The sequence below is a fragment of the Streptomyces sp. NPDC006372 genome (assembly GCF_040612515.1).
Taxonomy (GTDB): Bacteria; Actinomycetota; Actinomycetes; order Streptomycetales; family Streptomycetaceae; genus Streptomyces.
The window spans coordinates 54,047-74,950 of record NZ_JBEXQJ010000033.1 but is presented as its reverse complement, the minus strand read 5'-3'; the positions used below and the strand labels follow the sequence as shown (position 1 = coordinate 74,950).

Sequence of the window (20,904 nt, the reverse complement as noted above, 5' to 3'; positions counted from 1 at the left end):
GATGATGTGGAGACCCCATGTCCCAGCTGCGTTCCAGACGCCGGCTCGCTCTCGCCGTGCCCGTCGTGCTGTCGCTGACGGCCTCGCTCGGCTTCCTGCCCGCCGCCGCGTCGGCGGCCCCGGCCGCTGAGTCGACCGCGCGGACGGCGGACGCGCCGAAGCTGGCGTACGTCGTCAACACCAAGGTGGACCGTCGCACGATCGCGTCGGTGAAGAAGGCGGTCGACGCGGCCGGCGGCTCGGTCGTGGCCGCGTACGAGCGGATCGGCGTGCTCGTCGTGCACTCCTCGAACGCCGACTTCGCCAAGAAGATGCGCACGGTGCGCGGGGTCCGGTCGGCCGGTGCGACGCGGACGACGCCACTGACCGCCGCGGGCACCACGGAGGAGGGGGCGGCGCAGCTCCTGACGGACGCCCAGGCCCGGCGTGCGAAGGCGGCCTCGGCGAAGACGCCCGAGAGCGAGCCCCTCGAAGCGGACCAGTGGGACCTGCGCGCGATCGGCGCCGACAAGGCCGCGAAGATCAACCCGGGCAGCCGCAAGGTGACCGTCGCCGTGATCGACACCGGTGTGGACGACACCCACCCCGACATCGCCCCGAACTTCTCCGCGTCCCAGTCCGCCAACTGCGCGGGCGGCAAGCCCGACACCACCGCGGGCGCCTGGCGGCCGTACACCGCCGAGGACTACCACGGCACGCACGTCGCCGGTGAGATAGCCGCCGCCCGTAACGGCATCGGCGTCTCCGGCGTGGCCCCCGGGGTGAAGGTCTCCAGCATCAACGTGACCGACCGGGCCAACGGCCTCTTCTACCCGGAGAGCGTCGTGTGCGCCTTCGTGTTCGCCGCCGACCACGGCGTCGAGATCACGAACAACAGCTACTACGTGGACCCGTGGCTGTACAACTGCATGGACGACCCGGACCAGCGGGCCATCGTCGACGCGGTCAACCGGGCGCAGCTGTACGCGCAGAAGAAGGGCACGCTCAACGTCGCCGCGGCGGGCAACTCCAGCCACGACCTGGACTCGGACGCGATCGTCGACGACTCCAGCCCGGACGACTCCACCCCCGCCCCGCGCACCATCGACCCGCACGAGTGCTTCGACGTGCCGAACCAGCTGCCGGGTGTCGTCACCGTGAGCGCGACGGGCGTCGACAACCTCAAGTCGTACTACTCGTCGTACGGCAAGGGTGTCGTGGACGTCGCGGCGCCGGGCGGCGACGGGCGCTACCAGACGCCGGACACGCCCTCGAAGAACGGGCGCATCCTGTCCACCCTGCCGAACGGCGAGTACGGCTTCCTGCAGGGCACCTCGATGGCCGCGCCGCACGCCTCCGGGGTCGCCGCGCTGCTGAAGTCCAAGCACCCGGGGGCGTCTGCGGCCCAGCTCCAGGCGCTGCTGAAGGCACAGGCCGACCGGACCGCCTGCCCCACGTCCTACGACCAGGACGGCGACGGCACCCAGGACGCGGTGTGCCAGGGCGGCAACGTCAACGGCTTCTACGGGTACGGCATCGTCAACGCGCTGCGCGCGGTCAAGTGACCCGTACCCCTGCGGCCTTCCGCAAAGTCCGCTCGTACCGCGAACGAACTGGAGACACCATGACTGCGCCGCACGCGCGCCACCGGCGCGCCGTCGCGATCCCGGCCGGGATGGCCATGGCCACGGCCCTCGCGTTCCTGCCGAACACCGCGGCCACGGCCGCGGATCAGGCCCCCGCGGCGGTCTCGGCCGACGCGACCCCGCTCAGCTACGTCGTCAACGTGAAGGCGGGACACGGCACTTCGGCGTACGTGAAGAAGGCCGTCGGCAAGGCCGGCGGCACGATCGTGACGTCGTACGACCAGATCGGCGTGATCGTCGCCCACTCGTCGAACCCCGACTTCGCCAAGACCGTGCGCAAGGTGCGCGGGGTGCAGTCGGCGGGAGCCACCCGCACGGCGCCGCTGCCCTCGGCGGCGACGACCGACCTGGGCGCGCCCAAGGTGCTGAGCGCGGCCGAGGTCGCGAAGACCGAGGCGGCGGCCGGTCAGGACCCGCTGGAGTCCCTGCAGTGGGACCTGCCCGCCATCAAGGCGGACAAGGCGCACGAGAAGTCGCTGGGCAGCAAGAAGGTCACGGTCGCCGTGATCGACACCGGCGTGGACGACACCCACCCCGACATAGCGCCCAACTTCGACCGCAAGGCGTCGGTCAACTGTGTCTCGGGCAAGCCGGACACCGCCGACGGGGCCTGGCGGCCCGCCGCCTCGGAGAGCCCGCACGGCACGCACGTGGCGGGTGAGATAGCGGCCGCCAAGAACGGCGTCGGCATGACCGGTGTCGCGCCGGGCGTGAAGGTCTCCGGCATCAAGGTGTCCAACCCGGACGGCTTCTTCTACACGGAGGCCGTGGTGTGCGGCTTCATATGGGCGGCCGAGCACGGCGTCGACGTGACGAACAACAGCTATTACACCGACCCCTGGTACTTCAACTGCAAGGACGACCCGGACCAGAAGGCGCTGGTGGAGGCCGTCACGCGCGCCTCGCGGTACGCGGAGAAGAAGGGCGCGGTCAACGTCGCGGCGGCCGGCAACGAGAACTACGACCTCGCCTCCGACGAGATCACCGACCCGTCGTCCCCGAACGACACCACCCCGGGCGACCGGGTCGTCGACCCGTCGAAGTGCCTCGACATCCCGACCCAGCTGCCCGGTGTCGTCACGGTCGCGGCGACGGGAGCGAAGGGCATCAAGTCGTCCTTCTCCAACCACGGGCTGGGCGTGGTCGACATCGCCGCGCCGGGCGGCGACTCGACGGCCTACCAGAAGCCGGAGCCGCCCGCCACGAGCGGGCTGATCCTGGGCACGCTGCCGGGCGGTCAGTGGGGCTACATGGCCGGTACGTCGATGGCGTCCCCACATGTCGCGGGCGTCGCGGCACTCATCAAGTCGACGCACCCGAAGGCGTCCCCGGCCCTGGTCAAGGCCCTGCTGTACGCGGAGGCCGACGCCACGCCGTGCACCGACCCGTACGACATCGACGGCGACGGCAAGGTCGACGCGGTGTGCGAGGGCTCGAAGAACCGCAACGGCTTCTACGGCCGGGGCATCGCGGACGCGCTGGACGCGGTGACCAAGTAGAGCTCGTGTGAAGGCTGTTCGGGCCGGGCGGGGGCACCCGTCCGGCCCGCTGCGTTCCTGCGGCAGGATTCCTCGTCATGGACGTGTACGAGGATCGTTCGACCTGGACAGCCGAACCGGTGCGGCCGCGGTGGCAGTTGGCCCTGCGGTTCGCCGGGAGTGTGGTGTGGTTCCCGGTGGTGTGTGTGCTGGGGGCGGCGGTGATGGCCGCGTTTCTCGTCGTCGGCATGTTCGCCGAGGTGATCACGGTCTTCAGCAGCAGGCTCGAACGCGGGTACCTCAACGCCATGGGCAGCGCGCTGAAGCGTGTCGGGTGGCTGGCGTCCTGGTGTGTGTCCTGGCCGGAGCTGCGTCATGAAGGTGACGCCGACTTCTACAAGGCGCGAGTGGGCAAGGTGGTCGGACGGTGGACCGCGCGGGCCTCGGCGCCGCGCAAGCCGAACATGCCGCCACCGCCGGTCGAGTGTGCGATACCCCTGCGGAAATACCGCGGCGTCGGCGGGTGGTACGTCGCCGAGGTCGCGCTCTCGCAGGGGTGGGAGCTGCGGCCGACGGACGTGAGCAAAGAAGTGCGGCTGTGGTGGTCGGCCGCGTCGAAGGCCGACTGAGTTCCTCCTCCTGGACTTGCCGGGCCGTGTGAAGGCTGGTGAAGATCCTGGGGTGACCTCGACAAGACCCACGCCCGGGCCGGCCGGCGCGCACGGGCCCGTCCGACGGCCCACCGGTACGGGCCGGTCCGTCGCCGTCCTGGTGCTGGTGGCGCTGGCCACGCTGGTCCCGCTGCTCGGCCCGTCCAGCGCGCTGTACGGCACCGGTGAGGCCGCCGCGCCCGGTTCCGGGGGCATAGCCCTGCTGCGGACCGTGCTGTTCGCGGCGCTGTGCCTGCCGGTCGGCGAGCTGTTCGTGAACCGGCTGGCGCGTTCCGTGCCGGGTGCTCCGGAGAAGCCCGCTGACGGGCGTCACCCGCCCGTCCCCCGCAGTTGGTCGCCCTTCGCGGCCGGTGCCGGCTTCGTCGCCGCTCTCGGGCTCGCCTCGGTCGTGGCAACCGGCAATCTCGTCCCGGGCGGCCTGTCGGACATCGACGTCGGCGGGCTCTACGCGTCCCGGGACGGCAAGCTCGCCCTGCTCGAGGTCAACGCGTTCCTCGTGGCGGGGCTGTGTGCGGTGTCGCGCCGGCCCGCCGCGCAGATCTGGCCGCTGGGCGCCGTGGTCGTGGCGGAGGCCCTGCGCGCGCACCCGGTGACCGAGCAGGGCCCATTGACCGGTTCGGCGCTGACGCTGGTGCACCTGGCCTGCGCGGCGCTGTGGGTGGGCGGCCTGCTGCACGCGCTGCGGACCCTGCGGCTGTGGCACGGCCGCTACGGCACCGAGGCGGGCGCGGCCCTGCTGGGTCTCTACGCGCGCGTGGCGGCCGTTCTGCTCGCCGCCATCACCGCGACGGGCGTGTGGAGTTCACTGCGCCGGATGCCGCCCGAGACGGTCCTGGAGCAACTGACGGGGACGGCGTACGGGCGGGCCCTGCTCGCCAAGGCGCTCCTCACGGCCGCGGCCGCCGGCCTCGCCCTGTGGGCCCGGCGGCGGCTGCGCCGGGCGGCCGACCCGCTGACCGCCTGTGTGCCGGCCCGGGCTGAGGTCGTAGCGCTGGGCCTCGTGGTCGCGGTGTCCGGCCTGCTGACGGCTCTTCCGGTGCCGATCCGCTGGTGAGCCTCACACGGCGCGCATCTCGCCGTACGTCGCGGCCGGTGCCCGGCGGGCGTTGAGCGCGCCGAGTGCGCCGCCGGCGAGCAGGGCCTGCGCCGCGATGTACGTGAGCATGATCCAGAAGTCCGGCCTCGGCGGCTGCGGCCATGCGGCGACGCCGGTCGCGATGAGTGTGTCGGAGAGCAGGAACAGGGCGCCGCCGAGCCCGGCGAAGAGGCCGAACCGGGTCGCGGCGCCGTACGCCATGGCCGTCAGCAGGAGGCTGTACACGGCGACGGGCGCACGGAGGTCCGTGCGCAGGTCCGGCCAGAGCAGCCCGACCGTCAGGGCGAGGGCGGTGGCGTAGCCGAGGGCGAGCAGGCCCGCACGCGCGCGTGGGACCGCGTACCGGCTGCCGTTCCTCGCGAACAGGACGAGGTAGCAGACGTGGCCCGCGGCGAAGGAGGCCATGCCGGCGAGGAAGGCCGGTTCGGCGTCGGACAGCAGCAGGACGTCGCCGCCCCAGCCGAACAGGAGGGCGGCGAGGAGCGGCCGGGGCGCCCGGCGCAGGGTGGCCCAGAGGGCCAGAAGCGGCATCAGCAACGGCTTGGCGACGAGGTGCCCGGGGCCGAAGTCGGCCGCGAGGGAGACGAGGTCGGTGGCGACGGCGAGGCCGAGGGCGAGGAGGAGGACGCGGGAGAGGTTCACGCCGACGTGCTCTCACCGACCGGCGTGCTGCCACCGGCCGGCGCGCCCTCGCCGACCGGCGAAGCCGCCGGTGATGCCGACTGTGATGCCGCCGGTGACACGCCCGGTGACGCGGCCTCCGCCCTGGCCGGTCCCGGCCCCGGCCCCCACCCCGGCCCCCGGAACACCCGCCCGGCGCGCTCGCGCCAATCGCGGGCCGTCCTCAGGTCCTTGGCGATGGACACGTACTCGTGCGTGGCCACCTTGAGCAGGTTGTACGTGTCGATGTTCTTGGTCAGCCCGTACACCGGCCGTGTGGTCTCGGCGACGAAGGATCCGAACAGCCGGTCCCAGACGATGAGGATGCCGCCGAAGTTGCGATCGAGGTAACCGCCCTGGGAGGCGTGGTGGACCCGGTGGTGCGAAGGGGTGTTGAGGACGAACTCGAACCACCGGGGCATCCTGTCGATCCGCTCGGTGTGGATCCAGAACTGATAGACGAGGTTGGCGGACGAGCAGAACGCCAGCGCGGCCGGGTGCACGCCGGCGGCGATGAGGGGGACGTAGAAGGGCCACACCGTCAGGGACGTCCAGGGCTGGCGCAGCGCGGTGGTGAGGTTGAACTTCCGGCTGGAGTGGTGGACGACGTGGCAGGCCCACAGGATGCGGATGACGTGGTGGCCGCGGTGGGACCAGTAGTAGAAGAAGTCCTGCCCGAGCAGCATCAGCGGGACGGTCCACCACAGCACGGGCACACGCAGGGGCGTGAGTTCGTAGACGGCCGTGTAGACGGCGAGGATCGGGATCTTCCAGAGGAAGTCGAAGACGAGGCTCCCGAGCCCCATGCCGACGCTCGTCGCGGCGTCCTTCGCGTCGTAGCCCTCCGCGTCCTCGTCGGGGTGGAGACGGACGCTCACCATCTCGACCACGGTGAGCAGCACGAAGGCGGGTATCGACCACAGCACGACATCGGGCAGGTTCGGCATGCATGCACCGTAGGACCGCTGTCCTGCCCCGACTAGACGTTGTTACCGACAAGTATTACCGACGGTACGCGCTTGCTTCTTGGCGATCTCCACCAATCCCCGGGACCGGCGGCGGAGCACCTGAGCATCGATCAGACGTACGCCCCGCGAACGGACAGACCGGACAAGACGCCTGAGGGGGCGTCGGAAGGGACGGACGGACGCCCCTGACGGACGGCGGTGTCAGTCATGGCCCGTATCCTCAGGGACCATGCTCGAAGACCTGACCACCGCAGCGCTCTCTTCCACATCGTGGCCGACCGCGTATCCCAAGGGATATGCGGTCGTTGACGTGGAGACCACGGGCCTGGCCCGGGACGACCGCATCATCTCCGCGGCCGTCTACCGGCTGGACGCGCGCGGCGAGGTCGAGGACCACTGGTACACGATGGTCAACCCGGAGCGGGACCCCGGCCCCGTGTGGATCCACGGACTGACGAGCGAGGCGCTCGAGGGCGCGCCCCTCTTCCAGGACATCGCCGAGGAGTTCACCACGCGGCTGGAGGGCCGCGTGCTCGTCGCGCACAACGCCGTCTTCGACTGGCAGATGATCGCCCGGGAGTACGCACGCGCCCGGCGCGAGGCTCCGGTGCGGCAGCGGCTGTGCACCATCGCGCTCTCCAAGGAGCTCGGACTGCCGCTGCCCAACCACAAGCTGGAGTCCCTCGCCGCGCACTACGGCGTCGTCCAGCGGCGGGCGCACCACGCGCTGGACGACGCGCGCGTCCTCGCGGAGGCGTTCCGGCCCAGTCTGCGGGCCGCGGCGGCCGGCGGGGTACGGCTGCCGCTGCTCGAGTGCCGGCCGCTGACGGAGTGGTCCGACCGCCCTGCCACACCCCGGATCGGACAGCAGGCGGGCTACGGCGGATACCGGCAGACGACGTGGCGCCCCTCCCGGAAGCGGCCCGCGTGCCCGTACCCCAACCCGGGGCGGTACGAACCGGGCGGGCGGCTCAAGCAGGGCATGCGCGTCGCCTTCTCGGGTGACACGTCGACCGAGCGGGAGCTGCTGGAGGACCGGGCCGCCGACGCCGGGCTGCACGTCGCCACCAGCCTGTCCCGGCTGACCAGCCTGCTCGTCACGAACGACCCCGACTCGGGCACGTCCAAGGTGGTCAAGGCCCGGCAGTTCGGTACGCCGATCCTGGACGAGGCGGCGTTCGGGCAGCTCCTGGCCGATGTGGAGCCGGCGTCGGAGGGGTGATCCGTACCCGGAACGGCCACCGGAGGGATAATCGTACGGACGGGTGATTGGCGGGCGACTCGCCCGGCCACCGCTCGCCCGGGCCCCGGTGACGGCTCACCCTGTGGCGCATGGCGACCTGTGAGGTATGTGGCAATCAGTACGGAATGACCTTCGAGGTGCATGCGCAGGGTGCGGTGCACGTCTTCGACTGCTTCGCCTGCGCGATCCACCGCATGGCCCCGATCTGCGAGCACTGCCGGGTACAGATCATCGGCCAGGGCGTCGACGTCGACGGCCACTGGTACTGCGGTGCCCACTGCGCCCGCGCGGAGGGAAAGGTGGGAATTGTCGACAAGGTGTAAACCCGTACCCGCCTGAATGCACCCCGCGACCCGGTTGTACGGTCGTGGGGTGTACCGCTTCCTGATGTCCCGGCAGTGGGTGATCCTGACGCTGATCGCCCTGCTTCTCATCCCCACGATGATCAGGCTGGGCATCTGGCAGATGCACCGCTACGAGGAGCGCACCGCCCGGAACCAGCTGGTCACGGACGCGCTGGCGGCCGAGCCGGTGCCCGTCGAGAAGCTCACCACGCCGGGGCACACGGTCACCAGCGCGGAGCGGTACCGGACCGTGACGGCGAAGGGGCACTTCGACACGGAGGACGAGGTCGTCGTCCGCCGCCGCACCAACTCCGACGACGAGGTCGGCTATCACGTCCTGACCCCGTTCGTCCTCGACGACGGCAAGGTCCTCCTGGTCAACCGGGGCTGGATCCCGTCGGACGGCCCGAGCCAGACCGCCTTCCCGAAGGTTCCCGCACCTCCGGCCGGCGAGATGACGGTCAAGGGCCGGCTGATGCCCGACGAGACGACCGAGGCGAGCGGCATCAAGAACCTCGAGGGACTGCCGGACCGGCAGGTCATGCTGATCAACAGCGAGCAGGAGGCCCGGCGCCTGGACGCCCGGGTGCTCGGCGGCTACATCGCGCAGACGGCGCCCGAGCCCAAGGGCGACACCCCCGAGCTGCTCGGCAATCCCGGCAAGGAGGACGCGGCGCTGAACTACGCGTACGCGATCCAGTGGTGGCTGTTCTCCGCCGCCGTCCCGGTGGGCTGGGTGGTCCTGGCCCGCCGCGAGGCCCGGGAGCGCACGCGGAAGGCGCCCGGAGCGGCCGACTCCGAGAAGGCGGAACCGGCCGCGGTGTGATGGGCCGCCGCCGCGGCTTCAGCAACAGCGCCCCTGACGGCACTCCTCCCGGTGCGACCGGTTCAGCACCTCCGTCAGCTCCCGCACGTACCAGCACACCGCGCGCGCCCAGCGCACCGCCCTCACGAACGGGCCCCCGCCAGCGGCTCGGCCGGTTCGCCGGGCACGTCGATACGGGACTCCACGTACGGCGCCTCGGCGAGCGGCAGGGAACCAGGGGCCCTGACGGCCCGTACGCAGACCACCGCCGCGTTGCCGAGCACGACGGCGACCAGGAGCAGGAACAGGGCGATCAGCACACCGTCGACCGTGGAGTTGGTGACCACGGTGTGCATGTCGTCGAGGCTCTTGGCGGGCGGCAGGACCTGCCCGGCGTCGATGGCGTCCGCGTACCGTGCGCGCTGGGCGAAGAAGCCGACCTTCGGATCGGCGGAGAAGATCTTCTGCCAGCCCGCGGTGAAGGTGATCGCGACCACCCAGGCGAGCGGGACGCCGGTGACCCAGGCCCAGCGCAGCCGCCCGGACTTGATCAGGACGGTGGTGCAGACGGCCAGGGCGATCGCCGCGAGGAGCTGGTTGGCGATGCCGAAGAGCGGGAAGAGCTGGTTGATCCCGCCGAGCGGGTCGGTGGCGCCGGTGTAGAGGAAGTAGCCCCAGGCCGCCACGACGAAGGCGCTGCACAGCCAGATTCCGGGCTTCCAGTTGACCCGGCCGACCGGCTTGAAGACGTTGCCGAGCATGTCCTGGAGCATGAACCGGCCCACCCGGGTGCCCGCGTCCACGGTCGTCAGGATGAACAGGGCCTCGAACATGATCGCGAAGTGGTACCAGAAGGCCTTCATCGCGGTGCCGCCGAAGACCCCGGAGAAGATCTCCGACATGCCGACGGCCAGGGTCGGTGCCCCGCCGGAGCGCGCGATCAGGCTCTGCTCCTCCACGGCCTTCGCGGCCTGGGTGAGCTGGTCGGGGCTGATGGTGAAACCGAGGCCGGCGACGGCATGGGACGCCGACTCGGCCGTGGTGCCGAGCAGGGCCGCCGGGGCGTTCATGGCGTAGTACAGGCCCGGCTCCAGGGTGGCCGCGGCGATCAGCGCCATGATCGCGACGAACGACTCCATCAGCATGGCGCCGTAGCCGATCATCCGGACCTGGGACTCCTTCTGGATCAGCTTGGGGGTGGTCCCCGAGGCGACCAGCGCGTGGAAGCCGGACAGCGCGCCGCAGGCGATGGTGATGAAGAGGAAGGGGAACAGCGCCCCCGCGAAGACCGGCCCGGCGCCCGAGGAGGCGAAATCGCTCACCGCGTCCGCGCGCAGGACGGGCGCGGCGACGACCACGCCGACCGCGAGCAGGGCGATGGTGCCGATCTTCATGAAGGTGGAGAGATAGTCGCGCGGCGCGAGCAGCATCCACACCGGCAGGACGGAGGCGACGAAGCCGTAGCCGACCAGGCAGAGGACGAGGGTGGTGGGGCTGAGGGTGAAGGCCGGGGCCAGCGACGACTCCTGGACCCAGCTGCCGCCGACGATGGCGAGCAGCAGCAGGACCACCCCGATCAGGCTGGTCTCGACGACCCGGCCCGGCCGGATGACGTGCAGCCAGAAGCCCATGAACAGGGCGATGGGGATGGTCATCGCGACGGAGAAGGTTCCCCAGGGGCTGTGGGCCAGGGCGTTGACGACGACCAGCGCCAGCACACCCAGCAGGATGATCATGATGGCGAACACGGCGATCAGGGCGGCGGCCCCGCCCGCCCTGCCGATCTCGTCGCGGGCCATCTGCCCGAGGGACGTGCCGTCCCGCCGCATCGACAGGAACAGCACGACCATGTCCTGTACCGCCCCCGCGAAGATCACCCCGGCCACGATCCAGAGGGTCCCGGGCAGGTAGCCCATCTGGGCGGCGAGCACCGGGCCCACCAGCGGCCCGGCGCCGGCGATGGCGGCGAAGTGGTGGCCGAGCAGCACCCGGCGGTCGGTGGGCTGGAAGTCGACACCGTCCTCCAGACGTTCGGCGGGGGTGGCCCGGCGGTCGTCCGGCCGCAGGACGCGGCGGGCGATGAACCGGGAGTAGAAGCGGTAGGCGATGGCGTACGACCCGAGTGCGGCGACGACCAGCCAGACCGCGGAGATCCGCTCACCGCGGGCAAGGGCGAGCACTCCCCAGGCGACCGCGCCGAGCAGGGAGACGGCGCCCCAGAGCAGGAGGGACCTAGGGGATATCCGACGCTTTTCGGGCGCTGGTCGGCCGGATTCGGGCAGGACTGATACGGGCATGGCGGCTCCTCACCGTGACGGTGGTGTGCGACAGGACGTGCACGGGGGTCGGTACGGGTGCGCTTCCCTGAGCCGCGCACCTCTCCCGTTCGCTGTCGGTCTGTGCAAGAGTTGCGCTCCCGCCGGGACCGGATGACACGGCGCACTCGGAAGTTTTCCCGCCGAATCCCTGTCCTCCGGACGGGCCGTCCGCGCAACTCTCGCGCGAGGGCACAGGCACACCAAGGACGGTGACCCATGGCTGACGGCGCCATGACCGCGACGTTCCTCGCCGTGATCGGCGGGGCGTCGCTGCTCGCCGTCACTGCGCGGCGGCTCCGCCCGGTGGACCGGCTGCCCTCCCTGGAGGGCTGGGCGCTGGCCGACCGCGCGCTCGGCCCCGGCTGGACGTGGCTGCTGCTCGGCGGCACGGTCTTCACCGCGTACACCTTCACCGCCGTGCCCGGACTCGCCTACGGCAACGGCGCGCCCGCCTTCTTCGCGGTGCCGTACACGGTGATCGTCTGGCCTCTCGCCTTCGTCCTGCTGAGCCGGCTGGGGAACGTGGCCCGGCGGCACGGCTACATCACCGCCGCTGACTTCGTACGCGGCCGCTACGGGTCGCCGTCGCTGGCCCTGGTGGTCGCGCTGACCGGGATCCTCGCCACCATGCCGTACCTGGCGCTGCAACTGCTGGGGATCCGGGCGGTGCTGACCGCGGGGGGCGTCTATCCGCGGGGCGCTGCAGGGGACCTGGTGATGGTGGCGCTGTTCGCGGGGCTCGCGGTGGCCACCTACCGGCAGGGGCTGCGCGCGCCCACGGTCATCTCGGCACTGAAGGCGGTAGCCGTGTTCGTCTCGCTGACGGCGGTGACCTGGCTGGTCCTGGAGCGGTTCGGCGGACCGGGCCCGGTCTTCGACGGCGCCGCCCGGCGGCTGGGCGGGCCGGCGCTGCTCCTCACCCCCGAGCAGCAGCCCGCCTACGCCACCCTCGCCCTCGGTTCCGCCCTCGCCCTGCTGATGTACCCGCACGTGCTCACCGCCGGGTTCGCCGCCGACGGGCCGCGGACCCTGCGCAAGGTCGCGGTGGCGCTGCCCGCCTGGACCGGGCTGCTCGCGCTGTTCGGGTTCCTCGGCATCGCCGCCCTCGCGGCCGGTGTGCGCGCGCCGCGCGGTGGCGCCGAGGCGGCCGTGCCGATGCTGGTCGACCGGCTGATGCCGGCGCCGCTGGCCGGACTGGTGTTCGCCGCGATCACGGTGGGAGCGCTCGTCCCGGCCGCGGTGATGTCGATCGCCGCGGCCACGAGTTTCGTCCGCAACGTGTACGTCGAGTACGTCCATCCGACGGCCACGCCCAAGCGGCAGGTGCGCATCGCCAAGGCGGTGTCGCTCACCGCGAAGGCCGGGGCGGTGGCGTTCGTCTTCGGGCTGCGCGACCAGGACGCCGTCAATCTCCAGCTGCTCGGCGGCGTGTGGATCCTGCAGATCTTCCCGGCGGTCGCCGTCGGGCTGTTCACCGGGCGGCTGCACCCGCGGGCCCTGCTCGCCGGGTGGGCCGTGGGCATGGCGTCGGGGACGTACCTGGTGGTGCGGGAGGGCTTCTCCCCGATCGTGCCGCTCGGCACCGGCGCCGGGCCGCTGGACGTCTACGCCGGGCTCGCAGCCCTGCTGCTCAATCTGACCGTCGCGGTGGCCGGCACCGCGGCGCTGACCCGCCTCGGCGTCCCGCGCGGCACCGACGCGACCGACCTGCCGTCCCGCCTGACCGTCCGGCGACGCCCGGAGACGGGAGCGAACAACCCGTGAGACCCCGACAGAACCCGACCCTGCCACCGGCGCCGGTGCCGGCCGAGCCGCTCGCTGCCCCGGCCGGCGATCCGGCCGACCTGGAGCGCGAGGCCGGTGTCGCCCACCTCTTCGAGCTGCACTACTCCTCGATGCTGCGGCTCGCCGTGCTGCTCGGCGCCGACGACCCGGAGAACGTGGTGGCCGAGGCCTACTACCAGATCTACCGCAAGTGGCGGCGGCTGCGGGACGTGGCCGCGGCGGAGGCGTATCTGCGCTCCACCGTCTGCAATCTGACCCGGATGCGGATACGGCACCTCCAGGTGGCCCGCCGGCACGAGGAGAAGACACCGGACGAGACGGTCGTCTCCGCCGAGCACGCCGCGCTGCTGCGGGACGACCAGCGCGTACTGATCGACGCGCTCCAGCAACTGCCGCCCCGGCAGCGCGAGGCCCTGGTGCTGCGGCACTGGCTCGGTCTCAAGGAGGGCGAGATAGCCGCCGCGATGGGCATCTCCGGCGGCTCGGTCAAGACGCACACGGCACGCGGCATCGCCGCCCTGACCCAGGCGATGGAGGCCCGGCGATGACACATCGAGACGTGACTCCGTCCCATGGACCCAGTCCGGAGCGGACCGGTCACGACGACACCGAGCAGGAGCTGCGCGAGGCACTGCGGGCACTCGCCGGCGGGGTGCTCCCCGACCCCGACGCGTACCGCACGGCGCGCGGTGAGTGGCTGCGGCGGGAACGCCGGCGGCGGCTCGTGCTCGCCGTGCTGATCGCCGTCGTCTTCACGCTGGCCACCCTGATCGGTCTGTGGGTGCTCAACCAGGCCCCGTCGGACCCGGGGGTGATCTTCTCCGGCACCGGCGCCCCGACCGCCGCCGGCCCGTCACTCCCCCGGCTCCCGGCCTGATTGCCGCGCCGACTTGCCGGGAACCCGCACTCCGTGCACCCCCGCATCGAGGACTACGCGATCATCGGCGACGAACAGACAGCGGCCCTGGTCGGCACGGACGGATCCGTGGACTGGCTGTGTCTGCCCCGCTTCGACTCGGCGGCCTGCTTCGCCAGGCTGCTCGGCGACGAGGACAACGGCTACTGGCGCATCGCCCCCGTGGGGGCGGACCGATGCACCCGGCGCGCCTACCGCCGGGACACCCTCGTCCTGGACACCGACTGGGAGACCGGGCGGGGGACGGTCCGGGTCACCGACCTGATGCCCCAGCGCGACGTCGCCCCCGACATCGTGCGCGTCGTCGAGTGCCTCGACGGCGAGGTGACGCTGCACAGCACCCTCAAACTGCGCTTCGACTACGGCTCGATCGTCCCGTGGGTGCGCCGGTCCGACGGTCACCGCGTCGCCGTCGCCGGTCCCGACTCGGCGTGGCTGCGCAGCGAACCGGAGGTGCGCAGCTGGGGCGAGGACTTCGGCACGCACGCCGAGTTCACGGTCAGGAAAGGGGAGAAGGTCGCGTTCGTCCTGACCTGGCACCCCTCCCACGAGCCGCGCCCGCCGCTCGTCGACCCCTACGAGGCCCTGCGCCACAGCGTCGAGGACTGGCAGGCCTGGGTGGCCCGGTGCCGCTACGACGGACCGCACCGGGACGCAGTGGTCCGCTCCCTGATCACCCTCAAGGCGCTCACCTACGCCCCGACCGGAGGCATCGTCGCCGCCCTCACCACCTCACTGCCCGAGGAGCCGGGCGGGGTGCGCAACTGGGACTACCGCTACTGCTGGCTGCGCGACTCCACCCTCACCCTGGGCGCACTGCTGGCGGCGGGCTACCAGGAGGAGGCCGAGGCCTGGCGGAACTGGCTGCTCCGCGCGGTCGCGGGCGACCCGGCGGACCTCCAGATCATGTACGGCGTGGCGGGCGAGAGACGGCTGCCCGAGTACGAGCTGCCGTGGCTGTCCGGCTTCGACGGGTCCGTCCCCGTACGCGTCGGGAACGACGCCGTGAACCAGCTCCAGCTGGACGTGTACGGCGAGGTCATGGACTCCCTGTCGCTGGCCCGCGTCTCGGGCCTGTCCGCCCAGCCCGACGTGTGGGCGCTGCAGACGGCCCTGATGGACTTTCTGCGGACCCACTGGGACCAGCCGGACGAGGGGCTGTGGGAGGTGCGCGGCGGCCGGCGCCAGTTCGTGCACTCGAAGGTGATGGTGTGGGTGGCCGCCGACCGTGCGGTGCGCACCCTGGAGCGCCATCCGGAGCTGGACGGTGACCTGGACGGCTGGCGCGCCCTGCGCGACGAGGTGCACCGCGAGGTGTGCGAGAAGGGCTACGACTCCGAGCGCAACACCTTCACGCAGTCCTACGGCTCCCGCGAACTGGACGCCGCGCTGCTGCTCATCCCGCGCCTGGGTTTCCTGCCGCCCGACGACCCGCGGGTGGTCGGCACGATCGACGCGGTCCGCGAGGAACTGGACCGCGGCGGCTTCCTGCGCCGCTACACCACCGACGACAGCGCGGACGTCGACGGGCTCCCCGGCTCGGAGGGCACCTTCCTGGTGTGCTCGTTCTGGCTCGCGGACGCCCTGCACATGACGGGCCGTACGAAGGAGGCCCGCGACCTGTTCGAACGGCTGGTGGGGCTCACCAACGACGTCGGTCTGCTCTCGGAGGAGTTCGACCCGGTGTCCGGCCGGCAGCTCGGCAACTTCCCGCAGGCGTTCAGCCACATCGGCCTGGTGAACACCGCCCTCGCCCTGTTCGGGCAGGACGGGGCAGGATAGGGACCATGGATCTTGGACTCAATGACCGGGTGTACGTCGTCACCGGAGCCACCCGCGGCCTCGGCAACGCCACCGCGCGCGAGCTCGTCGCGGACGGGGCGAAGGTGGTCGTCTCCGGGCGGGACGAGAAGAGCGTCGCCGAGACGGCGGCCGAGCTGGGCCCGAACGCGGTGGGCGTGGCCGTCGACAACGCCGACCCCGAGGCGGCGGCCCGGCTGATCGGGGCCGCGCGGGAGCACTTCGGCCGTTTCAACGGTGTCCTCGTCAGCGTGGGCGGGCCGCCGGCCGGGTTCGTCGCGGACAACACGGACGAGCAGTGGCAGGCGGCGTTCGAGTCGGTGTTCCTCGGTGCGGTGCGGTTGGCTCGCGCCGCGGCCGCCGAGTTGGAGCCCGGGGGTGTCATCGGGTTCGTGCTGTCGGGGTCGGTGTACGAACCGATTCCCGGGCTGACCATTTCGAACGGGCTGCGCCCGGGGCTCGCGGGGCTCGCCAAGTCGCTCTCGGACGAGCTGGGGCCGCGCGGGATCCGGGTGGTCGGTGTGCTGCCCGGGCGCATCGACACGGATCGCGTGCGGGAGCTCGACGCGCTGTCGGCGGATCCCGAGGCGACGCGGGCAGCGTCGGAGTCCCGCATTCCGTTGCGGCGTTACGGGGCTCCGGAGGAGTTCGGGCGAGTGGCGGCGTTCCTGCTGTCGCCGGCGGCCTCTTATCTGACCGGGGTCATGGTGCCGGTTGACGGGGGCGCGCGGCACGGGTTCTGAGCGTTGCCGGGTGCAGGTGCGTGGGGATCGGTCGCGCAGTTCCCCGCCCCCTCAAGAACGGTTCTGCCGCACTCAACCCACCCGTTCGGCTCCGTGCTTGACCCCGAGCAGCCGTACCTCCGTGGGAAGTGACGCCAGGCCCGCCGATGTCTTCGCGTGCGCCAGGGGGCCGGTCGTGAAGTCGTGCAGCGCGGTCCCCGGGTTCACGTGCGGCTCCAGTGCGAGGCGTGCGCGGGCCTCGGGGGCGGTGCGGCGGCCCGTCAGCCGGCCCTGGGCGCGGGCCACGCCGTCGATCGTGCCCGCCTCCTGGCCGAGGACGTCCTCCAGGGCCCGGCCGCGCACGAGCGCGCCCTCGTCGTCGCCGGTGTCGACGAGGATCTCGGCCAGGCGGCGTCGGCGAAGCACGGCGACCAGCCACCACAGCGCGAGCAACAGGAGAACGGCGAGTACGGCGATGACGACCGGCCACCACCAGCCCTCGTCCTGCCAGCGGGTGCGTTCGGCGTCGCTCAGCAGGACGTCGTGCTTGCTGTCGTGGATCCACCACGAGGGCGCCGGAGCGCCCAGGCCGACGGCCAGCACGGAGCCGCCCAGCACCAGCAGGACCAGGCCCACGAGCCCGAGGAACACGCGGTTGACGACCCGGAGCACCGCGGTCACCCCTTTCGTCCGGGCCGCCGGACGCGCACCGAGTGCCTGGGCGGCCGGGACAGTCCCAGTCCGTCGACGGCTTCGGTGAGCACGGCGTCCAAGTCGTCGTGCACGTCGTCCAGTTCCCGGAAGTGCGATGTGGCGCGGACGTCCGCCCTGGTCCGGCGCACCCGTACCCGGGCCGACTGCACACCGGCGACCTCCATGGCGCGGTCGCGCAGCGCGGTCGCGGCGGCGTCCCGGTGCAGTCCGGCGCGCACGTCGCTGTGGGGGCGCCGCATCGGGAGCAGATCCCGCAGGCCGGGTGTGGCGGCCAGGATCAGCAGCCAGAGGCCGAGGACGGCGGCGACCCCGGCGCCGACGAGCACCCAGGTGTCGTCGAGGGGCCGTTCGGAGAGCTGGTCGGCCAGTTCCCGGCGCCAGTACATCTCGGGCCGGCCGGCCCGTACGGAGACGATGTCGTAGAGGAACAGTCCGAAGAGGCCCAGGAGCAGCAGCGCGACGATGCCCGCGGGGATGCGGCGCGCCGACCAGAAGCGGCCCTCCCGGCCGTCCTCGCCGTCCCGGACGGTGGGCGGTCCGGTGCCGGGCTCCGGCGTGGACCGGTCCGGTTCGGTGCCGTTCGCCGGCTTGCCGAGGATCGGCAGGCGCTCGGTGGTGCCGTCGGAGGGTTCCGTGCCCTGGGGTTCGCTCATCGCGTCCTCCCCTGTACCGCGCCGGGCGCCGCGACCAGATGCAGCCGCTCCACCTGGACGATGACCTCCGGCACCTGCATTCCGATCAGATCGCCCACCCGTTCGACGACTCGGCGACGCACCCGACGGCAGCGGGCGCCGACGTCGCAGGGGTAGTCGAGTTCGACGTGGACCCGGACGTGGGCGACGTCGTGGTGGACGACGACGGTGGCGGACGGCCGGCCGGCGTCGGGCGGCAGCGTCCCCACGGCCTCGCGGGCCGCCTGCGAGGCGACCTTCGCGACGACCCGGTCGGCGATCCGCGTCGCCCCGCGCTCGCGCGGCGGGACGACCGTCAGGGGTCTGCCGAGCTCACCGGCATCCGTGCTCACGGGCGTCCTCGCCGCCGTTCGTCACGGGTGCGGAAGAAGTCGCCGAAGTCCATGTCCCCGTCCAGGAACCGGCCGACGACGAAGCCGACGGCGCCCAGCGCCGCCACCAGCAGGAAGGCCCCGAATCCGCCGAAGTACCCGGCGAAGGCCAGCGCCATACCGGCGATCATGCCGGCTACGCCCATGCTCATGCGCTCCTCAGCTCCTCAGCCGCTGTGTCGTCCGTGGGCCCGTGCCTCACTGGATCCGGCGCTCCGGTTCCTCTTCCTCCTCGTCCGGCAGCTTCACATCGCTCACCGCGATGTTGACCTCGACGACCTCGAGGCCGGTCATCCGCTCGACGGCGTTGATGACGTTCTCCCGTACGTCCCGGGCCACGTCGGCGATCGACACGCCGTAGACGACGACGATCTCCAGGTCGAGGGCCGCCTGCACCTCGCCGACCTCGGCCTTCACGCCCCGGGTCACCGACTTGGCGCCGCCGGGCACGCGGTCGCGCACGGCTCCGAAGGTGCGGGAGATTCCGCTGCCCATGGCGTGCACGCCGTCGACGTCGCGTGCGGCGAGCCCGGCGATCTTCTCCACGACGCCGTCCGCGATGGTCGTCCGGCCGCGGGAGCCCGGGTCTCCCCCGCTGCGCTTGGCCAGCGGACTCCTGCGTGCCGCCGGTGTCTCGCTCTCCCCGCCCCGGTTCTCGGTCATGTCAGTCATCGCCGTACGTCCTTTTCGGTTGTCGTCCTTCGACCACCGTAAGCATGGTTGCGTGGCGGCGCGCTCCCGATGCGGCAGGCTGGAGGAATGACGGGCGACAGATGGACGCGGGCAGTGAGACATCAGCTGGGTATCGGCAGGTTGCTGCCTCTGGGTGACGCGCGGGACGGCGCGTGGATCGCCGAGCGGGCGGCGGAGGCGGTGCTGCGGGGCGCGGCGGGGGACGCGCCGGGTGTGCGCCTCGACGCGCTGCGCGTCACGCTCGCCGATGTGGCGGACGTCGGGGAGCCGGCCGTACCGGCTCCGCCGAGCGCTCTGCCGCCCGGGCCGCTGCGGGTGACGGCTGAGGTGCAGGCCACGTCCTCCCAGCCGCTGCCGGCGACGGCGTCCCTGCTGCGGACGGCGCTGGCGACCGCCGCGACCGAGCGGCTCGGTCTGACGGTGACGGAGGTGGACCTGCGCGTGACGGGCCTGCTGGACGAGGGGGCGGAACCGCCCGGGCCCGCCGGTCCGCTCCCCGAACCGCCGGGCGCCGCGCAGGCCGTGGGCGGCGACGAGAGCCGTGTGGCGATCGCCGCGCTGGAGGTTCCGGGCGTCCTCCGTCTGACGGGCACACTGGGCCGTCCGGTGCACATCGAGGCGCTCCCCGGCGAGGCCGCGCTGCCGCACCGCCACGTCCGGCTGGAACTCGCTGTCGGTGCCGACCACCGGGCCCGTGACGTGGCCCGCGCGGTCCGCACCGCGGTCAGGAGGACGCTGCCGGACCATCCGACGGTGGCGGTGCTGGTGAGCGCGGTCGGCTGACCGCGCTCACCGTGAGTCCGGGGTCCGTCAGTCGCCGACGCCCGCGAGGTCCCGCAGACGGCGGGCCTGGGACTGGCGTTCCGCGCCGCGCTGGTCCTCGTAGGTGCGGTCCTGGGCGCCGCGCAGCAGGGCCTTGGTCTCGATGACCGCGTCGCGGGGCGCCGCGAGCACGGCCGAGAGGAGGTCCCGTACGGCGTCGTCGAGCTGGCCGGCGGGCACGGCGAGGTTGGCCAGCCCCGTGTTCACGGCCTCCTCGGCCGTGACGAAGCGCCCGGTCACGCAGATCTCCAGCGCGCGGGCGTAGCCGACGAGTCCCACCAGCGGATGCGTGCCCGTCAGGTCGGGCACGAGTCCGAGGCTGGTCTCGCGCATGGCGAACTGCACGTCGTCGGCGACGACGCGCAGGTCGCAGGCGAGGGCGAGCTGGAAGCCCGCCCCGATGGCATGCCCCTGGACGGCGGCGACGGAGACGATGTCGCTGCGCCGCCACCAGGTGAACGCCTCCTGGTATTCGGCGATGGTCGCGTCCAACTCGGCGTCACTGCCGCGCGCGAGGTCGACGAACGACGGTTCGCCGTCGAAGCCCTCGGGAGTGAACGCCTGCCGGTCGAGCCCGGCCGAGAAGGACTTGCCCTCGGCCCGCAGCACCACGACGCGGACGGAGCCCGGCAGCTGCCGCCCGGCCTCGGTCAGCGCCCGCCACAGAGCGGGGCTCTGCGCGTTGCGCTTGGCCGGATTGGTCAGCGTCACCGTGGCGATCGCGTCGTCGACGGTGAGCCGTACGCCGTCCTTGTCGAGTACGGGAACGAGGTCCTTGTCGGGCGAAGCCATAGGACGCCTCCGATGTGTGCGGTCAGCTAAGTGACTGCACAGTAACCACCCGGGCGATCAGCCGAACGACCGGGTGGCCACCATCGGAGCCGAGGGGCCACCCGGGGTCAGGCCGTGGCCTTCTTGCCCCGGGTCGCCCCGCCACGCCCTCGCAGCGTGACGCCCGACTCACTGAGCATGCGGTGCACAAAGCCATACGAGCGGCCGGTCTCCTCGGCCAACGCCCGGATGCTCGCACCGGCGTCGTACTTCTTCTTCAGGTCTGCCGCGAGCTTGTCGCGCGCGGCGCCGGTCACCCGGCTGCCCTTCTTCAGAGTCTCGGCCACCCGTGCCTCCTCATGGGAAGTGCGCTCTGGTCTCCTCATGATCACCCCTCCGGGCCTTGATGG

General features: G+C 72.2%; 23 protein-coding genes. 13 read left to right on the top strand and 10 right to left on the bottom strand.

Features of this window, described 5'->3' with window-relative positions:
• Nucleotides 1-17: 17 nt before the first annotated feature.
• From ABZ016_RS34260 to ABZ016_RS34245, 4 genes are all read left to right on the top strand, one after another.
• The gene (locus ABZ016_RS34260) at nucleotides 18-1,544 is read left to right on the top strand and encodes a S8 family serine peptidase (RefSeq protein ID WP_356920602.1); all 1,527 of its coding nucleotides are present in this window, start codon (nucleotides 18-20) and stop codon (nucleotides 1,542-1,544) included.
• A 59-nt stretch (nucleotides 1,545-1,603) separates the two neighbouring features.
• Nucleotides 1,604-3,124, top strand: a complete 1,521-nt coding sequence (locus tag ABZ016_RS34255; RefSeq protein ID WP_356920601.1) for a S8 family serine peptidase — start codon at nucleotides 1,604-1,606, stop codon at nucleotides 3,122-3,124.
• Nucleotides 3,125-3,201: 77 nt separating this feature from the next.
• Nucleotides 3,202-3,732 carry a hypothetical protein gene (locus tag ABZ016_RS34250; protein ID WP_356920600.1) on the top strand — a complete coding sequence of 177 codons (531 nt, stop codon included), beginning with the start codon at nucleotides 3,202-3,204 and terminating at the stop codon, nucleotides 3,730-3,732.
• A 52-nt stretch (nucleotides 3,733-3,784) separates the two neighbouring features.
• Nucleotides 3,785-4,828 carry a CopD family protein gene (locus ABZ016_RS34245; RefSeq protein ID WP_356920599.1) on the top strand — a complete coding sequence of 348 codons (1,044 nt, stop codon included), beginning with the start codon at nucleotides 3,785-3,787 and terminating at the stop codon, nucleotides 4,826-4,828.
• A 3-nt stretch (nucleotides 4,829-4,831) separates the two neighbouring features.
• Here the strand turns inward: ABZ016_RS34245 and ABZ016_RS34240 are convergent, their stop codons facing one another.
• Nucleotides 4,832-5,512, bottom strand: coding sequence for a lysoplasmalogenase (locus ABZ016_RS34240; protein ID WP_356920598.1), 681 nt, complete (start codon nucleotides 5,510-5,512; stop codon nucleotides 4,832-4,834).
• The gene (locus ABZ016_RS34235; RefSeq protein WP_356920597.1) at nucleotides 5,509-6,477 is read right to left on the bottom strand and encodes a sterol desaturase family protein; all 969 of its coding nucleotides are present in this window, start codon (nucleotides 6,475-6,477) and stop codon (nucleotides 5,509-5,511) included. The genes ABZ016_RS34240 and ABZ016_RS34235 overlap by 4 nt, the downstream gene beginning before the upstream one ends.
• Nucleotides 6,478-6,727: 250 nt before the next feature.
• Here ABZ016_RS34235 and ABZ016_RS34230 point away from each other — a divergent pair, with 250 nt between their 5' ends.
• The 3 genes from ABZ016_RS34230 to ABZ016_RS34220 all read left to right on the top strand — a co-directional run bounded on the left by ABZ016_RS34230 (nucleotide 6,728) and on the right by ABZ016_RS34220 (nucleotide 8,911).
• Nucleotides 6,728-7,720 (top strand): DEDDh family exonuclease, encoded by a 993-nt coding sequence (locus tag ABZ016_RS34230; RefSeq protein WP_356920596.1) that lies wholly within the window; start codon nucleotides 6,728-6,730, stop codon nucleotides 7,718-7,720.
• A 110-nt stretch (nucleotides 7,721-7,830) separates the two neighbouring features.
• Nucleotides 7,831-8,064, top strand: coding sequence for a hypothetical protein (locus tag ABZ016_RS34225; protein ID WP_003989324.1), 234 nt, complete (start codon nucleotides 7,831-7,833; stop codon nucleotides 8,062-8,064).
• Between the two features lie 49 nt (nucleotides 8,065-8,113).
• Nucleotides 8,114-8,911: an SURF1 family protein gene (locus tag ABZ016_RS34220; RefSeq protein WP_356920595.1), complete on the top strand. Its 798-nt coding sequence runs from the start codon at nucleotides 8,114-8,116 to the stop codon at nucleotides 8,909-8,911.
• A 122-nt stretch (nucleotides 8,912-9,033) separates the two neighbouring features.
• Here ABZ016_RS34220 and ABZ016_RS34215 read toward each other — a convergent pair whose 3' ends face one another.
• Nucleotides 9,034-11,187: a carbon starvation CstA family protein gene (locus ABZ016_RS34215; protein WP_356920594.1), complete on the bottom strand. Its 2,154-nt coding sequence runs from the start codon at nucleotides 11,185-11,187 to the stop codon at nucleotides 9,034-9,036.
• A gap of 237 nt (nucleotides 11,188-11,424) precedes the next feature.
• Here ABZ016_RS34215 and ABZ016_RS34210 point away from each other — a divergent pair, with 237 nt between their 5' ends.
• The 5 genes from ABZ016_RS34210 to ABZ016_RS34190 are packed head-to-tail and all read left to right on the top strand — an operon-like array spanning nucleotide 11,425 to nucleotide 16,452.
• Entirely contained in the window at nucleotides 11,425-12,972 is a 1,548-nt protein-coding gene (locus tag ABZ016_RS34210; protein ID WP_356920593.1) for a sodium:solute symporter, read from the top strand.
• Entirely contained in the window at nucleotides 12,969-13,541 is a 573-nt protein-coding gene (locus ABZ016_RS34205; protein WP_356920592.1) for a sigma-70 family RNA polymerase sigma factor, read from the top strand. The genes ABZ016_RS34210 and ABZ016_RS34205 overlap by 4 nt, the downstream gene beginning before the upstream one ends.
• Complete coding sequence (locus ABZ016_RS34200) at nucleotides 13,538-13,870, top strand: hypothetical protein (RefSeq protein WP_356920591.1); 333 nt, start codon at nucleotides 13,538-13,540, stop codon at nucleotides 13,868-13,870. The genes ABZ016_RS34205 and ABZ016_RS34200 overlap by 4 nt, the downstream gene beginning before the upstream one ends.
• Nucleotides 13,871-13,903: 33 nt before the next feature.
• A complete protein-coding gene (locus ABZ016_RS34195) occupies nucleotides 13,904-15,691 on the top strand; it encodes a glycoside hydrolase family 15 protein (protein ID WP_356920590.1) in 1,788 nt (595 codons plus the stop codon).
• A gap of 5 nt (nucleotides 15,692-15,696) precedes the next feature.
• Complete coding sequence (locus ABZ016_RS34190; protein ID WP_356920589.1) at nucleotides 15,697-16,452, top strand: SDR family oxidoreductase; 756 nt, start codon at nucleotides 15,697-15,699, stop codon at nucleotides 16,450-16,452.
• A gap of 72 nt (nucleotides 16,453-16,524) precedes the next feature.
• Here the strand turns inward: ABZ016_RS34190 and amaP are convergent, their stop codons facing one another.
• From amaP to ABZ016_RS34165, 5 genes are read right to left on the bottom strand one after another with little or no spacing between them, the layout of a single operon-like run.
• Nucleotides 16,525-17,112 (bottom strand): alkaline shock response membrane anchor protein AmaP, encoded by a 588-nt coding sequence (gene amaP, locus ABZ016_RS34185; RefSeq protein WP_356920588.1) that lies wholly within the window; start codon nucleotides 17,110-17,112, stop codon nucleotides 16,525-16,527.
• Nucleotides 17,109-17,798: a DUF6286 domain-containing protein gene (locus ABZ016_RS34180; protein ID WP_356920587.1), complete on the bottom strand. Its 690-nt coding sequence runs from the start codon at nucleotides 17,796-17,798 to the stop codon at nucleotides 17,109-17,111. Before ABZ016_RS34180 ends, amaP begins: the two co-directional genes overlap by 4 nt.
• Nucleotides 17,795-18,169, bottom strand: a complete 375-nt coding sequence (locus ABZ016_RS34175) for a hypothetical protein (RefSeq protein ID WP_356920586.1) — start codon at nucleotides 18,167-18,169, stop codon at nucleotides 17,795-17,797. Before ABZ016_RS34175 ends, ABZ016_RS34180 begins: the two co-directional genes overlap by 4 nt.
• Nucleotides 18,166-18,360, bottom strand: coding sequence for a hypothetical protein (locus tag ABZ016_RS34170; RefSeq protein ID WP_356920585.1), 195 nt, complete (start codon nucleotides 18,358-18,360; stop codon nucleotides 18,166-18,168). The genes ABZ016_RS34175 and ABZ016_RS34170 overlap by 4 nt, the downstream gene beginning before the upstream one ends.
• 46 nt (nucleotides 18,361-18,406) lie before the next feature.
• Nucleotides 18,407-18,880, bottom strand: a complete 474-nt coding sequence (locus ABZ016_RS34165) for an Asp23/Gls24 family envelope stress response protein (RefSeq protein ID WP_356920584.1) — start codon at nucleotides 18,878-18,880, stop codon at nucleotides 18,407-18,409.
• 87 nt (nucleotides 18,881-18,967) lie between these two features.
• On the opposite strand from ABZ016_RS34165, the gene ABZ016_RS34160 reads away from it, so the two are divergent.
• Nucleotides 18,968-19,684 (top strand): nucleopolyhedrovirus P10 family protein, encoded by a 717-nt coding sequence (locus tag ABZ016_RS34160; RefSeq protein ID WP_356920583.1) that lies wholly within the window; start codon nucleotides 18,968-18,970, stop codon nucleotides 19,682-19,684.
• Between the two features lie 27 nt (nucleotides 19,685-19,711).
• Here ABZ016_RS34160 and ABZ016_RS34155 read toward each other — a convergent pair whose 3' ends face one another.
• Both ABZ016_RS34155 and ABZ016_RS34150 read right to left on the bottom strand, forming a co-directional pair.
• Nucleotides 19,712-20,515: an enoyl-CoA hydratase/isomerase family protein gene (locus ABZ016_RS34155; RefSeq protein ID WP_356920582.1), complete on the bottom strand. Its 804-nt coding sequence runs from the start codon at nucleotides 20,513-20,515 to the stop codon at nucleotides 19,712-19,714.
• A 107-nt stretch (nucleotides 20,516-20,622) separates the two neighbouring features.
• On the bottom strand, nucleotides 20,623-20,841 hold the full coding sequence (locus ABZ016_RS34150; RefSeq protein WP_010037790.1) for a helix-turn-helix domain-containing protein: 219 nt from the start codon (nucleotides 20,839-20,841) through the stop codon (nucleotides 20,623-20,625).
• Between the last annotated feature and the right edge of the window lie 63 nt (nucleotides 20,842-20,904).